The organism is Secundilactobacillus mixtipabuli (genome assembly GCF_002217925.1).
GTDB lineage: Bacteria > Bacillota > Bacilli > Lactobacillales > Lactobacillaceae > Secundilactobacillus > Secundilactobacillus mixtipabuli.
This window is the reverse complement of the sequence record NZ_BCMF01000003.1, coordinates 173,789-189,677: the sequence shown is the minus strand read 5'-3', so window position 1 is coordinate 189,677 and position 15,889 is coordinate 173,789. Positions and strand designations below refer to the sequence as shown.

Annotated in this window: 12 protein-coding genes; 4 read left to right on the top strand and 8 right to left on the bottom strand. The window is 46.0% G+C overall.

Features of this window, described 5'->3' with window-relative positions:
- Window positions 1–102: 102 nt before the first annotated feature.
- The 6 genes from IWT5_RS03590 to IWT5_RS03565 form a co-directional block, all read right to left on the bottom strand.
- Window positions 103–948, bottom strand: coding sequence for a methyltransferase domain-containing protein (locus tag IWT5_RS03590; protein WP_089108579.1), 846 nt, complete (start codon window positions 946–948; stop codon window positions 103–105).
- 12 nt (window positions 949–960) lie between these two features.
- Complete coding sequence (locus IWT5_RS03585) at window positions 961–2,151, bottom strand: MFS transporter (RefSeq protein WP_089108578.1); 1,191 nt, start codon at window positions 2,149–2,151, stop codon at window positions 961–963.
- A gap of 147 nt (window positions 2,152–2,298) precedes the next feature.
- On the bottom strand, window positions 2,299–3,222 hold the full coding sequence (locus tag IWT5_RS03580; protein WP_089108577.1) for an L-lactate dehydrogenase: 924 nt from the start codon (window positions 3,220–3,222) through the stop codon (window positions 2,299–2,301).
- A 311-nt stretch (window positions 3,223–3,533) separates the two neighbouring features.
- Window positions 3,534–4,436: a zinc metalloprotease HtpX gene (gene htpX / locus IWT5_RS03575; RefSeq protein WP_089108576.1), complete on the bottom strand. Its 903-nt coding sequence runs from the start codon at window positions 4,434–4,436 to the stop codon at window positions 3,534–3,536.
- Window positions 4,437–4,452: 16 nt separating this feature from the next.
- Window positions 4,453–5,016 (bottom strand): LemA family protein, encoded by a 564-nt coding sequence (locus IWT5_RS03570; protein ID WP_089108575.1) that lies wholly within the window; start codon window positions 5,014–5,016, stop codon window positions 4,453–4,455.
- A 341-nt stretch (window positions 5,017–5,357) separates the two neighbouring features.
- Window positions 5,358–6,761: a DHA2 family efflux MFS transporter permease subunit gene (locus tag IWT5_RS03565; RefSeq protein ID WP_159459279.1), complete on the bottom strand. Its 1,404-nt coding sequence runs from the start codon at window positions 6,759–6,761 to the stop codon at window positions 5,358–5,360.
- A 180-nt stretch (window positions 6,762–6,941) separates the two neighbouring features.
- On the opposite strand from IWT5_RS03565, the gene IWT5_RS03560 reads away from it, so the two are divergent.
- Both IWT5_RS03560 and IWT5_RS03555 read left to right on the top strand, forming a co-directional pair.
- A complete protein-coding gene (locus IWT5_RS03560) occupies window positions 6,942–8,042 on the top strand; it encodes a YdcF family protein (protein WP_225360205.1) in 1,101 nt (366 codons plus the stop codon).
- 134 nt (window positions 8,043–8,176) lie between these two features.
- Window positions 8,177–9,025: a hypothetical protein gene (locus IWT5_RS03555; protein WP_089108573.1), complete on the top strand. Its 849-nt coding sequence runs from the start codon at window positions 8,177–8,179 to the stop codon at window positions 9,023–9,025.
- 144 nt (window positions 9,026–9,169) lie between these two features.
- Here the strand turns inward: IWT5_RS03555 and IWT5_RS03550 are convergent, their stop codons facing one another.
- Entirely contained in the window at window positions 9,170–10,783 is a 1,614-nt protein-coding gene (locus tag IWT5_RS03550) for an FAD-dependent oxidoreductase (protein ID WP_089108572.1), read from the bottom strand.
- Between the two features lie 234 nt (window positions 10,784–11,017).
- On the opposite strand from IWT5_RS03550, the gene IWT5_RS03545 reads away from it, so the two are divergent.
- Together IWT5_RS03545 and IWT5_RS03540 are read left to right on the top strand one after the other, a co-directional pair.
- On the top strand, window positions 11,018–12,163 hold the full coding sequence (locus tag IWT5_RS03545; protein ID WP_159459278.1) for an MFS transporter: 1,146 nt from the start codon (window positions 11,018–11,020) through the stop codon (window positions 12,161–12,163).
- A gap of 67 nt (window positions 12,164–12,230) precedes the next feature.
- The gene (locus IWT5_RS03540) at window positions 12,231–13,589 is read left to right on the top strand and encodes a glutamate--cysteine ligase (protein ID WP_089108570.1); all 1,359 of its coding nucleotides are present in this window, start codon (window positions 12,231–12,233) and stop codon (window positions 13,587–13,589) included.
- A 62-nt stretch (window positions 13,590–13,651) separates the two neighbouring features.
- On the opposite strand, the gene IWT5_RS03535 is transcribed toward IWT5_RS03540, so the two are convergent.
- Window positions 13,652–15,784 carry an AAA family ATPase gene (locus tag IWT5_RS03535; RefSeq protein ID WP_089108569.1) on the bottom strand — a complete coding sequence of 711 codons (2,133 nt, stop codon included), beginning with the start codon at window positions 15,782–15,784 and terminating at the stop codon, window positions 13,652–13,654.
- Window positions 15,785–15,889 lie beyond the last annotated feature (105 nt).

Genomic DNA, 15,889 nt, shown 5'->3' with positions numbered 1-15,889 from the left:
TTTTTTTCATTAGGATTGCAACTATCCCAACTACTTCTTTATTAAAAATAGGCCCCAGGAACCAACAGCGTTTTCGCCTGATTCTTAGAGCCTATTTCTGTCTTATTTGGTTACGACACCAATCTCAAAATCAGCCGTAATCTGCGTTAAGCCTTGCTTCAAAATACTTTCTTTTCGCTCTGCTGCCCGCCAGGTCAACGGCGTCATTTCAAACAGTGCCTTAAACAGGGCTGGCGTCAGGTCGAACTGGTAATGGGCCGGTGTAAATTCAACGTTGCCGTAATGCGCAATGAAGTGGTCTTTCACCGGCGAATTATCGTAAGTCGCGTGCTCACCTTCCGGATAAACCAGCGCTCGCAACTCATTTAAATACTGGCTGTTAGGAATCACCTTGATCAACTTACCGCCAGGTTGCAATACCCGGTCAAACTCCTGATAATTAGCTGGCGACAAAATGTTGACGATGGTCGTCACCTGCTGATCACCAAACGGTAATTTAGCTAAGTCACCGACCATAAATAGTGGCTGGGGGGCATTCACTGCACCCGAGCCTGCAATATTGATGGCTGGTTTAGAAATATCTAAGCCAACGTATGCGTCGTTGTGATTTTGCTGCGCTAACCATTTGGTGGTCGTTCCTTCACCGCAACCGGCGTCTAAAACTAACCCACCGTGCTTGATCTGTACTGATACCGCCTTTAGCATCGGTTCAAAGAATCCGGCTGTCAGCATCTGTTGCCGATAGCGGAGCATCTCATCCGTATACTCCGTTTTCACGGGCGCGTTAATCATAAATAAGGTGCCCTTTTTAGAAATATCAAAGCTATGTTCATGTTCACAATAAATCGTTTGATCAACCACAGAATCAATTTCACCGCCGCACACTGGGCACTGGAACTGCTGTTGATGTTGGCTCACAAACTGACTCGCCAATTCTGCTTTCTTCAAAATGAGCCTCCATTACGCAATATGATGTGGTTTAATTTTAACAGCAAACGCCAAGAAATACGAGATGGCTAAGAATCCGGCCACAACAACGTACGGGTAATGCGTGTTCATATCTAATAGCGCACCTGACATCAGCGGGCCAATGACGTTACCAACACTGGTCAAAGACATGTTTAACCCGTTGATCAGGCCTTGGTTCTTAGCACTGAGTTTGGTTAACAAAGTTGTAATCGCCGGTCGCAGAAGGTCAAACGCGGTGAAGACGAGTAACGTCGCGATGATCACTTCGATCTTGCTGTGGGCAAAGATGATCCAAAGCGTCCCAACCAGTGCAAATAAGAAGCAAATTCGAATCAGTCTTGTTTCCTTAAAGTAAATCACTAATCGGTCAAATAACATAACTTGGAAGAAGAGCGAAATCAGGCCGTTTAACGTCAAAACTAACGCAATGTTAGCAATGCTAAAGTGGAAGACTTGGTTGACGAACAGACTGTAGATACTTTCGAAACCTTGCAGGCCAAACGACGAAACCAGAATCAAAACAAACAATAAAATGACGGGTTTAATCAGCAAGTCGTGCCAATCGCCATTCATAGCGTTCGTTGGTTTTTCGCCAGGAGCGCTGATTTGCGTTGGTTTTTCAATTTCAGAATCCTTTGGTAATAGGATTAATAACGCAATCGTACTTAATAGACCTAAGGCACCGGCAAACCAAAATGGCGTTTTGTAGCTGAATCCAGCCAGAATACCGCCGATCCCAGGCCCCAGAATTAAACCGCCGCTAAAAGCTGCTGATAGCCAGCCAATGACTTTGGCCCGTTGGCGTTTCGTCGTAATATCCGCCGCTAAAGCCATCCCGGTCGGTGTCACCATCGCCGCTGAAATACCGCCGATCACCCGGGCAAAATCAAACATACCCAGTAAATTAGTCAGTGCGAACAGAATTTCTGAGACAGCATAAAGAGCCAGTCCAATGGCGATGATTGGCTTTCGGCCGACCCGATCCGAAATTCGGCCAATGATTGGTGAGGTAATAAACTGGGCAAATGAAAACAAAGCTGTCATCACACCCATGTCAAAAGCTGATAAATGCAGTTGATTGCGCAAGAATGGCATCACTGGAATAACCAGCCCAATCCCGAGGCAAACTAAGAATTCACTTAAAATTAAAATCAGAATGGCACGTTTCACTTTGCCCGTCATCTAAACCCCTCCCACGATTTTAGTCATAAGTATTGTAGTATATCAGTTTTCGGGCGATATCTCTAGTGATATCATTTAACACCCTTCCGGCCAATAAAAAACAGCCAATCCAATGACGGATTAGCTGCTAGTTCGCTTCATAACGGATTATTTTGTACTTTCAGCAAACTTGGTCTTAATATAATCGGCTGAAATTTGAAGCTTCTTCAACTCTTCTTCAGTTAAATTCAACTGTAGCTGTTCTTGAACCCCATCACGGCCAACAATTGCTGGATATGAGAGGTAAGTACCGTATTCTTCACGGTAGTTTGAAACAGGCATTTCCGTCTCAGCACCACTCAGGATCGTATTAGCTAAGTGAACTGCTGCAGTCGCGACACCGTAGTTGGTGTATTTCTTACCATGGAACACGGTGTAGCCGCCGACCCGCGCCTGATGATCAAGATCATCTAAGTCCAAGTGACGCTCCTCTGCAATTTCAGTAATCGGTTTACCTAACACGCGTACGGTTGACCATGCCGTAAACTGAGAGTTCCCATGTTCCCCTAAATTGTAACCAGTCACTGAACGAGAATCGATGTTTAATTCATTAGCAACAGCTCGCTTCATCCGTGCTGAGTCCAACAGAGTCCCAGTTCCAACCACGTGGTTTTTAGGTAATCCGGTCACTTGTTGATAGATCGAAGTGATCACGTCAACTGGGTTAGTAATCACCACCATCTTGCCATGGAATCCAGAAGCTTTGATTTTAGCTCCCACTTTTTTAGCTGCATCGCTGGTAAATGGCAGCTCAGCGAACCGGTCATCATTGGGATTATCCTGCAGTTTAATGTTACCAACCGCTGAAATAATCACATCTGCATCCTCTAATGCTGAGTAGTCGTTAACTGTAATATTAGTATGTACTGGTAAATTCGGCATTGCGTCTTCAAAGTCGAGCGCGTCAGCCTTCACCTTATCTTCGCGAATATCGATTAAAACTAAGTCATCAGCGAAACCGTTAGCCACAATATAGTGGGCAGCAGTTGCGCCAACATTACCCATTCCGATGACACCAATTTTTCTTGTCATGCTATACACCTCTATTTTCTAATTGTTTGTTAATCGGATTGTTATTATATTAACATGTTATGGGGATGGTGGCGATGGGAAATTTCGAATGAGTGCGAGTTGGTCGATTTTACCTAGCTGAAACGCGCAAAAAGGCTCAGGCTCCTGCCATATAAGAGTTTATTTTTCCTCTTATATAGCTGAAACGCGCAAAAAGGCTCAGATTCCTGCCATGTAAGTAAATAAGGAAGGGTCTCCCCAAAGTTCAGGGGAGACCCTTCCTTATTTACTTACACTCTGGAATCAACCCGAGCCTTTTTGCGCTCTGTGCTCTACATCTTCCTCAGCCTCTCGATCCTCTCCTCCATCGGGGGATGCGTATCAAAGAGGTGGGTTAATGACTTTTTCTTTTTCATTGGGTCTGAGATATACAGTGCGGCACTGCTTGGATCCGCTTCCTTCATTGGTTCTGAAGTTGAGATCTTTTGCAATGCCGAAATCAGGCCTTGGGGATTTCTCGTCAGTTCTACACTGCCGGCATCCGCCAAATACTCCCGGTTTCTTGATAACGCCATTTGGGCCATCGTTGCCGCAATGGGACCTAAGATGACCAGCAGGATCGACACGATCAGCATCACAATTTGGAGGATGTTACCACCCTCGCTATCGCTGCTGCGTCGGCGACTGCCACCGCCCCACCAGAAAAAGTTACCGGCTAAGTTCACCATACCGGTAATGGCGGCGGCTAACGCCAAGGCAATCGTCTGCAGGCGAATATCATAGTTTCGCACGTGGGTCATTTCGTGGCCCATGACGCCTTCCAGTTCCTCACGGTTTAACCGTTCAAGGATACCAGAAGTAGCTGCTACCGCTGCGTGTTGGGGGTTATTGCCGGTTGCAAACGCATTGGGGCTTGGATCGTCAATAATAAACACCCTTGGCATGGGAACCCGCGCCACCAATGCCATGTCTTCGACGATATGCCAAAGTTCCGGTGCTTGTTCCGCCTTAGTAATCTCGTGGCCGTGATTCATCGCCATCACGATATTGGTTGAATTGCCAATCATGATTGCCGCGTACACGCCCGCAAAAACCAACGCTAGTACTAATCCGGCAATGTAACTATCAAAAAAGACATACCCAATCGCCGCCCCGATAGCTAGTACTAAAATAACGAACCCCGTCAGGACGTAAATCGTGCGCCGCTTATTCCGCGCAATTTGTTCGAATAACATCTCTTGTCATCCCCGCTTATTTATCGAAAGACACTTTTGGCGCTGCCTTTTCTTCTTCAGGAACCTGCAAGTATTCGCTGATCTTGAAGTGGTGAATTGATGCCACAATGTTGCTTGGAAATGATTGAATCTTCAGGTTAAAGCTGGCAACGCTTGAGTTGTACAGTTGCCGTGAATAAGCAATTTTGTTTTCAGTATTCGTGAGTTCTTCCATTAACTTAGTGTATTCTTGGTCAGCCTTCAGATCTGGATAAGCTTCTGCCACCGCGAAAATACTCTTCAATGAATTACTCAGTTGATCAGAAACGGCCATCGTCTTCTGGTGGTCCTCACCCGAACTGTTCACCAATTGATTTCGTAAACCGACGACTTTTTCCAAGGTACTTTGTTCATAATGACTGTACCCCTTTACCGTTTCAATCAAATTAGGAATTAAATCGTTCCGACGCTTCAACTGAACATCGATTTGGCTCCAAGATTCCTGTACGTAAGTCCGGCCCTTGATCAAACCGTTATACGCGCTGACGTAAGCAATGATTAAAATAACGACAACCACTGCAATAATGATCCCTGCAATCATGTTCATTCCTCCATTTCACTGACACCTTAAAGTTGTCTCTATTTTACCAGTTCGAGGCCTAATCGCCTAATCCCGAAATGCATTGAAAGGATTTCTTAACCTAGAGAGTGTGCCACAACTCGGTAGATTCCAGAATTCAAGACAAATAAACCTCATCTCGATGCTTTTGTCGGGATGGGGTTTATTTGTCTTGAATGGCCGGAATCTGAGTTGTGAAGCACGTTTAGACAATGTGGAAGTAGTGAATAAAATAAACTGGCTTTCATATTCCAGTTAAGAAACTAGCTTAAATTCTTGTCAATATAGACTGACATCACAACTTCTTTGTGCGTTCTATTACATTATGCCTGGCTAGTTTTCGCCTGTTTTTGGAAATTAATCAAAATCAACATCACTGCCGTTACAGCCAAGATAGCGAGCAAAATAAAATCATGATCGCCGCCACGAGCTGATAACACCGCCTGTGACAAGTGCGAATCACTCTGTTGGCTGCTGGTCAGAATGGCCGCCATGATCGCCGTTCCAATTGAACCGGCATATTGCTGACTGGTATTGAAGGCGGCGTTGGCATCCTGCTGTAATTTACCAGGCACCTGCTGAATCCCATTGGTCATCACGTTGCCGAAGCTAAAGCCGAAACCTAGACCGAAGATTGAATAGAAGCCAATGATCAGTGGAATAGTCAAGTGCAGACCAAATAGCGCAAATAACACCATTGCCACAACGATCAGCACACTACCAATCCGAATTGGGTAACCAGCACCGTGCGAATCCAGAAGTCGACCACTGATTGGCTGAACGATTGCGCCGATCAGACTGCCCAATAGGATGGCAGAACCGGCAACCAGTGAATTAGCCCCAAAGACCAGCTGACTGTAATTAGGTAGGAGATACGAAATCCCAATATTCATCAATTGAATCAAAAAATAAGGGATAATGCTCAGCACAAAGGTCGGTGATTTAAAAATCGTGAGGTCTAATAAATCACGGTCCGAGTGAAGCGAATGGTAGATAAATAGGCCGATAACGACCAATCCGGCAACCAAGAAGCCCCAGAACTGAATGCTGAGCCAGCCAAAGTTACCGGCTTCAGTAAAGCCTTCCGCAATCAAGAAGAAGGAAATCCCTAACAAAATCAGGCCCAGAAAATCAAACGTGTCACGGCGGGTCTTAATTTTTTGCGGAATCGTGAAAGCACCCAGTAAAAGTGCAATCGCAACAACGGGTAAAATGAACCAGAAAATTTCGCGCCATGAAAATAAGAAGGTATTCATCCCACCATAGGTCGGTCCAAGTGACGGTGCAACACCAACTACCATGCCGCCTAATCCCATAAAAACACCGAGCCGGGCAACGGGAATTTGCTGCAAAATAATGGCAAATAATAACGGGATCGCGTAACCTGTAGCGATGGCTTGAATCAACCGGCCAACTAATAAGACAACAAAGCTCGGTGCCATGGCACAAACAAAACTGCCAATAATAAATGACACCCCGGAAAAAATAAAAATACTGCGAATCTTATAGCGTCGTTGAATATACGCCGAAGTCGCCATAGTTAGCGATACCAGCAATAAATAACCGGTGGACAGCCATTGAACGACACTCATGGATAGACTAAACTGCTTCATCAGCGTTGGGAAGGTCACATTCATGGATGTCTCTGTTAAAACACCGCAGAACGCCATCATGCCAGCACCAATGATTGCTAGAATGGTCTTTTTCGGAATGGTTTGATTTTGCAAAATAAGGATCCTCTCTTTATACCTATTGAATAATGCTTTAACAAGGATAATGTCGTTATCTTCATATAGCAGCCTTTCTAGTATAGACATCTCTGAAGTAAAAGCCAAATTGATGTTACATCACATCGTATTTTGGGGTTTTAGAGTATAATTAATTCAACGTTTAAGGAGGAGTTAGCTTTGCAAGGAGATTATTTATTCACCTGGCTGATCACCATGGCATTCTTTGTCATCTTTGCCATCAGTTATACATACAACCGAACCTGGCTACGCAACGGCATTTGGTTCAACCTATTTTTTTACAGTTTTTGGCTGTCACTGGCTATTGCCATCCTGAGAACGGAAAATCCCGCCATTGTTTATCCAGTCGGGATCTTGTTCCTTTTCGTCCTGTTTTGTATTGGCTTAGCATTTGCCTTTCAATCCGTTTTACTGTTTTGGAATGCTGCCATCGTCTGGCGACGGGAGAGCCATTCACAGGCAAACTTATTAACCCTTTATTTAGGCATTGTCATTTTTTTATTGCCGTTCATCATGGGCCTCATTCGAACCCACCTGCCCGCTTTCTGGGCTGAATTATTCACCACTTTCCCCGTTTTATGTATCCTGTATGCCGTTTTCTGGTTTTATAACTACCTCACCGTGCTGGTGCTCTACCAAATCTACTGGCCCCGTCACAACAAGGATTTCATCATTGTGTTAGGTGCCGGTTTGATGAACGGCGACCAAGTCACACCGCTGTTAGCACAACGGATCAACAAGGGAATCCAGTTCTACCAACGTCAGCTAAAGAAAACGGGCCACGCGCCGAAGATGATTTTCTCCGGTGGCCAAGGTGGCGACGAAACCATGCCAGAGGGTGAAGCGATGCGGCAATACGCGGTGGCTCACGGTGTGGGCGCCAACGATGCCCTAGCCGAAACAGCTTCAAAAACAACGGCTGAAAACATGCGGTTTTCCAAAAAAATCATCGACGAATCACCCATCAAGAAACCGAAAACGATCTTTGTCACCAACAACTATCATACGTTTCGAGCAGCTATGTTTGCGCAAGAAGCTGGTTTAAAAGCTAATGGTATTGGTTCAAAAACTGCTGGCTTCTTCCTGCCCAATGCCGTGATGCGCGAATATATCGCCATTGTCATGCGGCAACGGAAATTACACTTGATCATGGTGATTTTACTGTTTCTCTTCTCACTGTTCTTGGTCGTTTTAAATCTGCACTCGGACTGGATTGCTCAGTGGCTGCAGGGTGTTCGGCAATTTCTGGATAATCTGTAAGACTAATATTTCAGTCGCTAAAATCAAGAGTTTGGCACAACGTTGCGGATGAATTTTTAGCATTTAAAGCGGGTATGTTGCCCCCCCGAAAATTTAGACTATAATATAGTGGTTTCTAAAGGGAGGATATTGAAATGAATTTAAAGAAACAATTAGGCTTGTCATTAGTTATCGGCGGTGGCTTGTTATTCGGTTTATCAACCACGCAGACAACGGCACATGCCAGCACTTATTTACGTTATTATGAGAACATCCCCAACAAGACGGTCTCAGTAACTAACAAAAACGCCTACGTATACAACAATGGTCGTTTATCACGTAAGGTAGGCACGATGCGTTATTACGGTTCGAAGGTTGAAGAACACTACGCTGCTCACGTGGTTAAGAACGGTAAAGCTTCAATCTACTACAAGTTCCGTGCCGGTAACCGCACAGGCTGGGTATGGCATGGCTACTTGAAGTCAATCGCTTCAAGCGCTGTTACTACACCAACTAATACCACAACAAATACAGGTACAACCACCAACACAGGTGCAACTAGCACCGATCTAGCACCAGTTGAGAACATCAACTGGAGTAAGACTAATGCAAATGGTCTTTTTGCTGGTGATGCAACGTTAATGCAAATGTTCCCCAACACCACATTCAGTAATTTCCTATACTCAACAGCTAAGAGTTACAACAACTTAGACGATGGTGTAGATCGGGTAGGTTACTTTGGTCCTGACATGACTAAGACTATTGATAATAATTTGCACTTACCTAGTGGCACTGAGCCAGTAATTGTTCATGCTAAGGTTAATGAACCAGAACCATTTACGAAAGCTAACATTGACGCAGCTTTGACAAAGGCTGGTTATGATGCAAGCACTAGAGCTAAGTACAGTGGCTGGTATATCGGTGGTAGCATCGAACCTGAGAGCTGGGCTGATGAAGGTGCATATGGTGGTATGACAACCCTAATCTTAGTTCCTGCTAAATAAGATTTGATTAATCCTTAAAGCAAAAAAAGTGCTCAGCAAATGCTGAAGCACTTTTTTTATTGGGTTGCTCTTTAGGGTGTATTTCAATAAAAAACTAGAGAGAAGACCCAAAGTATCAAGTCACGCCGTACTTTCATTATCAATCTATTCAGTCACAATCTTCACATCATACCCGTTACCCGCTAAAATTCGGCTGGCATTATACGGCCCGAGACCTTTTCGATAGAGAATGTAAACTGTGTGATCGATTGGAATTTCCTTCAAACGGTCGCGCAGTTCCGTCAGTGGGATTGCCAGATCGGAATCAATTTTGCCGCTGGCTGGTTTACCTTCTTCGTGAATATCTAGGAAGGTGCCATCCCACCGTTCCGGTTCTGTTAAGTCACTATATTTCACCGTTTGATTGGCCTGCTGGCGCTGGTTAATGCCCACGTAGCCCGCCATGTTTAACGGATCACGGGGTGCTGAAAACGGCGGTGAGTACGGTAATTCAACCCCTGGCAACTCATCAATGGTGAGGCCGCCGGCAATGGCGGTTGAAAGTTCACCAGACCGTTTATCCACGCCATTTTCACCAACAAATTGACCACCCAGAATTTTCCCAGTGTCCGGTTCGTACAGCAGTTTGATATTTAGCCGTTTGGCATTCGGATAGAAATAAGCGTGGTCAAACGGTGTGACAAACAGGCTGGCGTAGTTCGTAACACCAGCTGCCTGCAACGTTTCTTCGGAATACCCAACCATGCTGGCGGTGAGGTTGAAGACCTTTGCCACGCTGACACCTGTAAAACCGGGATAATGCAATGGTTCACCGTTTAGGATGTCAGCTAAAAGGTGTCCTTGCCGGTTAGCTGCACTGGACAGCAGACTCGGAATTGGTAAGCCCGTGATCCGGCTGGTGGTTTCAATCACATCGCCAATGGCGTAAATATCGGATTCTGAAGTTTCAAATTGGCCATTTACGACGATGTGACCATCCGTTGAAAGCTCAATGCCAGCCCTTTCAGCCACTTCACTGTTGGGTGTAACCCCTGTGACGACCAGCAGCATATCCGTGTTTAGAACATTGCCATCCGACAAATGAAGCTCACGACCGCTGTCTTCAACCGAGTCGATCGTCTCACCCAGCTTCACTTCAACACCATTTTTGACCAATTCATCCTGCAAGAAACCAGTGAGTTCTTGATCATAAGGTAACATCACCTTGTCCGCCTGATCGATCAGTGTTACAGAAAGCCCTAACCGGCGGAAGTTCTCTGAGAGTTCCACGCCAGCCGCACCAGCGCCCAAAATCGTGACTTGCTTTGGCGATGCCGTTTGAAGATAATCCTTGATCCGATCACCATCCGCTAGGCTGCGCAACGTAAACACGTTAGTCGCGCTTTCGATACCGTCGATTGGTGGCAGAACTGGCCGTGCCCCAGTTGCTAGAACCAGCTTATCGTAGTCTTCTTCGTACTGCTGACCACTATTTAAGTCCTTCACGCTGACCACGTGACGGCCTGGATCGATGGCAGTGACCTCATTGTTCACCCGAACGTCAATGTTATTTTTCTGCTTCAAAACCGCTGGCGTCCGTTCAATCAGTGAATCACGGTCAGTAATCACCCCGCCCAGATAGTACGGCAGCGCACAGCTGGCAATCGAAATATGTTCACCACGTTCGAGGATGATGATCTCGTTTTGTTCATTTAACCGCCGAAACCGAGTGGCAAATGACGGTCCGCCGGCGATACCACCAATGACGATGACTTTCATGGGAAACCCTCCATTCTATATAAGCGCTTTCTTCGGATTTAGCATACTGGTTAAGCACTTGATACGCAAGTGATACGCCCTGTTTGCAACTTGACAAGAATGGCAACTTTAGGTAACTTTGAATTACTAAATCGGAGCGTCGAATAGACGAGATAAGATGAAAATCGGACGGCATGAGCCAGACAAGATTAGCAATAATTTTGGCTGGCTTTTTATATGGAAAGGATGTTATTAATGGCGTCATCACGCACTTTTTGGACAAAAAACTTTATGCTGCTCTTTGGTGGTAACGCCCTGTTGTTCATGGTCTACAACATGCAGGTGCCCGTTTTACCGCTTTACGGCAAATCATTGGGCTTGAGTGCTTCCCAGATTGGCTTATTTGTGGGAACCATCATGTTTGCCGCCATGGTGGTCCGGCTATTTTCGGGCCGCTTATTGCAGTATTTCAATAAAAAAACGCTATTGATCACAGCCGTCTTACTCTACTTGGCCGCGTCAATCTGCTACCCGCTGTTTACGCCGTTTTTAGTTCTGATCACCTTTCGACTGCTAAATGGTATCGGCCACGGCTTAGGCACAACCTACTTTGCCACGGCTGCTGCTGACGAATTATCCTTGAGCCGGCTGGGCGAAGGCATGGGCTATTTTGGCGTTAGCAGCATGTTAACGGCTTCTTTGGCGCCGTTGATTGCCTTGCCCATTGCCCAAAAACTGTCATTTAACGCCTTCTTTGCAGCCTGCATCATTATCTTGCTGATTGCACTGAGTCTGCTCGTCTTTATCACCCCGCATACTAAGACCGTGACGACTAAGAAACAGCCAAAAATCAGCGGTTGGTGGCGGACGTTTTTGCCGCAATCACTGCTGATCTTCTTCCTTGGTCTGGTGATGAGCGGGGTGCTGTCCTACGTTGCCTTATTTGCTGAACTCCGCCACGTTCACGGCACGGTCTGGTTCTTCTTTACCGCCGCAATTGTTGGCGTTGCCCTGCGTCCAGTGGTTGGTAATCTGTTCGACCAACGAGGCCCCTTTTTCGTCCTGCTTCCCAGCGTGCTTTGCCTGATCATCAGTTTAGGACTCCTATGCATGCTGCACGAGCAGTGGCAACTCATTCTAGCGGGCTTCTTCTTTGGTGCTGCGGACGGCGCTATTTTCCCAACCGTCCAGTCTTGGGTATTGAAGACCGCTGGCAATTCTCAACGTGAATCAGCCACTGGCTTATTCTTAAACTGTTATGATTTCGGCATGGGTATTGGCGCCTACCTACTGGGCAAGGTCATTGATCTCACCAGTTACGCCGCCATGTTTCAAACCTTGCTAGGCCTAACCGGCTGTTATTTAATTTTGACCCTATACTATGCCCGCCGAAAAGTGTAGACTAATGATTAATATTTTCTCATAGAATATTAATAATCTTATTGGATACACATATAGGGGGATTTGCATGTTTAGTGATATCGGTCAACTAATTTTTGATAATGAAGCGGTTGCGAAAACCCAAGATTTTACCATGGGGTTGGAAATTGAAATGCAACGGGTCGATGAAACTGGAGAATTAAGCCAAGAACCCTATCCAGCCGGAGCGGGAGATGAACGAACTAATCCCTGGATCACCAATGATTTTTTGGAAACGATGTCGGAAGTTGTCACACCGCCAGCCAGTCACGCACTGGATGCGATGCACTATTTATTTAGCTTGAATAACGCCTTACGGACGGCACTTTCACCAGGTGAGCTGCTCTGGCCGCTTTCAATGCCGCCACGATTACCAGAGGACAAATCAACTATTCCACTGGCTAAAATGGGTCCAGATAAAGAAGCCTATTTGAAAGAATGGGTTAAACGGCACGGCTTTTCAGCCGGTACACCCTGTGGCGCCCATATAAACCTAAGTATCGATGAGCACGTGTTTGAATTGGTTTATGAGCACCAAAAGGATCGCTTTGAAACCCGGGTTGAATTAGAAAACTACCTCTATACGGTCATTGCCCAAGGCTTTAACCGCTATCGCTGGTTGATTACTTACCTCTTTGGTGCCAGTCCGATTGCTGAAACTGGTTACTTTGATAAAAACGCGGGTCCCCACCATCCCGTCAGAAGCATCCGTCAAAGTTCATATGGCTTTGGCACCAAATTCCGCGGTGACTACACTAATGTTCAGCGTTATGTCGACCGGATCGAAAAAGGGGCAAAAGATGGCACATTGATCTCTGATTATGAGTTTCACGGTGCCGTTCGGCTGAAAGGTAATTCTAATTTGAAAGACTTACCTAAAACCGGCGTGAAGTACCTTGAACTGCGAATGCTAGATCTTGATCCTAGCAGTTCAGTGGGCGTTAGAACTGGGACACTGCGTTTCCTACGGCTAATGGCCAGTTACTTCATCATGACACCAGCCCTGCATCCGGAAGAAGTCGAAAAGGTCATTAAGCGAGCTGACGAAATGAATGAAATTGTCTCCGTTGAGGAACCAACTTCAGTCACTCAGTTTCAAGCTAAGGCCAAGGCTTTGATGCGTCGCTTGGAAATGTATGCCAACCAGATTCAGCTTGGTCCTGAATACCAAGAAGAACTAGAAGATTTGGAAGATCGCATCGAAAATCCATACACAACACCAAGCGCGCGACTAATGACCCACGTTAAAAACGACTCATTGGAGGAGTATGCCCTGACTCGTGCTAAGCGATATCAAAATTCTGCTTTGGAAACCATCCGCCCATTTAAAGGCTTCGACCAAAAACGGAAACTTTCTGCTGAAGATTTGAAGACCGAACTGTTCAAAGGCAGTTGGGAACCACAATAATTTTTTAGACCAAAAAGACGCCCACAAAAAGTGAGCGTCTTTTATCTATTCAACGGTCAATATTATGCCTTAACCGCTGTTTTTTCACTAATTTTAATCGTGCCATCTACTAGGTCAGCCTGCAGCTGTTTAGCATCCAAGTGATCCAAGTAGAAGTCAGTGACCTTATCACGAATCTGCTGTTCGATAACCCGGCGAAGTGGCCGTGCACCCATGGCTTCATCGTAGCCTTCTTGCATCAACCAGTTCTTCGCATCGTCAGAGACCGTCAAAGTGATGCCCTTCTTAGCCAATGTCTTGTTAACATCAACTAATAACAGGTCAACAATTTGACTTAAATCATCTTTAGTTAAATGACTGAATTCAACGATACCGTTAAACCGGTTCAAAAATTCTGGTCTGAAGTATGGTGCTAGCCGTTCGGATAAACTGATATCCTTTTCCTTATCGCCAGTCAATGCTTCATTACCAAAGCCAGCGTTAGAAGTAGCAATGATAATCGTGTTCTTGAAGTTGACTACGTTACCTTGACCATCCGTCAACCGCCCGTCATCCATGACTTGCAGCAACAGGGTCAAAACTTGTGGATCAGCCTTTTCAATTTCATCCAAAAGGACGATTGAGTATGGGTTACGACGAACTTGTTCAGTTAACGTATTGCCGTTATCTTCGTAGCCAACGTACCCAGCGCTAGTCCCAATTAACTTGGAAACCGCAGTCCGGTCGCTGTATTCACTCATGTCTAACCGGATAATGGCATCCTTGTTACCGAACATATCAAGGGCTAATTGCTTAGCGAGTTCCGTCTTACCAACACCGGTAGGGCCGACAAACAGGAAACTGCCGATTGGCCGGTTGCCTTCGTCAAAACCAGCACGGTTACGACGAATAGCGCGAGCCACCATGTCAACGGCTTCGTCTTGACCAATCACCTTAGACTTCAGGCGATCAGCAATCCCTTTCAAGCGTTGAATATCATTGGTTCCCATCTTAGCAACTGGAATGCCAGTCAGCCGTTGAACGGATTCAGCGACGTCGTTTGGCGTTGCCACCACATTACTTTCAGCGGTATCGTCAGCGTTCTTGATTTGCGCTGCCAGTTTTTCGACGCGTTCCTTAGCTTTGGCGGCCTTTTCGTAGTCTTCAGCTTTAGCGGCTTCATCCTTCGTCTTTTGAGCAGCCTTCAACTGTTCTTTCAGGCTCGCTTCATCGGAACCAGCGTTACCGGCTGCTAAGTGAGCCGCGGTCATGTCGATCAAGTCGATTGCCTTATCTGGCAATGTTCGTTGCGGCATGTATTGAACGGAGTAGTCCACCGCGGCCTTCAAAACATCGTCAGGCAAGCTAACGTGATGGTGCTTCTCGTAGAGGCCTTTGACCCCTTTCAAGATTGCCAGTGTCGTTTCTGGTGATGGTTCGTTGATCGTCACATCGTTGAACCGACGAGCTAACGCCGTATCCTTTAAAATGGTGTTCCGGTATTCGTCCTGAGTCGTTGCCCCAATCACGGTAATGTCACCACGAGAAAGTGATGGCTTGATGATGTCAGCTAACCCTTTACCACCGTTCTCTTCGCCACCGGTTGAGCCGATACCTAAGATCTGGTGAATTTCATCGAAGAACAGGATGACGTTACCGGCAGCCTTTACTTCCTTAACTAAGTTCTTGATATTGTCTTCAAATGAACCACGCAGTTGCGTCCCAGCTTCTAGTGACGACAAGTCGATCGAGTAAATTTCCTTGCCTTGGACTGCTTCAGGAACTTTGCCATCAGCAATCGCCTGTGCCAAGCCCTCAACTACCGCGGTCTTACCAACACCGGCGTCACCGACAAGAATCGGGTTGTTCTTGATTCGACGGCTTAAGATTTCAGCCGTTTCTTGAATTTCCTTATCACGGCCGATAACCGGATCCAGTAAACCGTCACGCGCTTCTTGCGTTAAGTTGCGGCCTAACTTCTCCAAAATACCGCCCTTTTTGACGGCGTGGTCGCCAGCATCGTTCACTTCAATTTCGTGTTCGCGGTCTGGTAACTTCCCCGTTGCCCGGTATTGGGCAAATTCATCAGGCGTTAATTCGTGCCCGTTAACTTCATAGCGTGCGGTTTCACCGTTACCCATCTGTCGAAAAAGGCTGTTAAACATGTCATCCATGTTGTTATTAAAGAATGGATCATTGTTAAAATAATTTGCCATATTTCATGCACCCCCATGTGATTTGACGCCCAAGCGCAACGCAAAGGCACCGTCTGGTTAACGGTGCCTCGCTGATTGCTGTTAAGTTGGTTAGTCTAGTCAGTC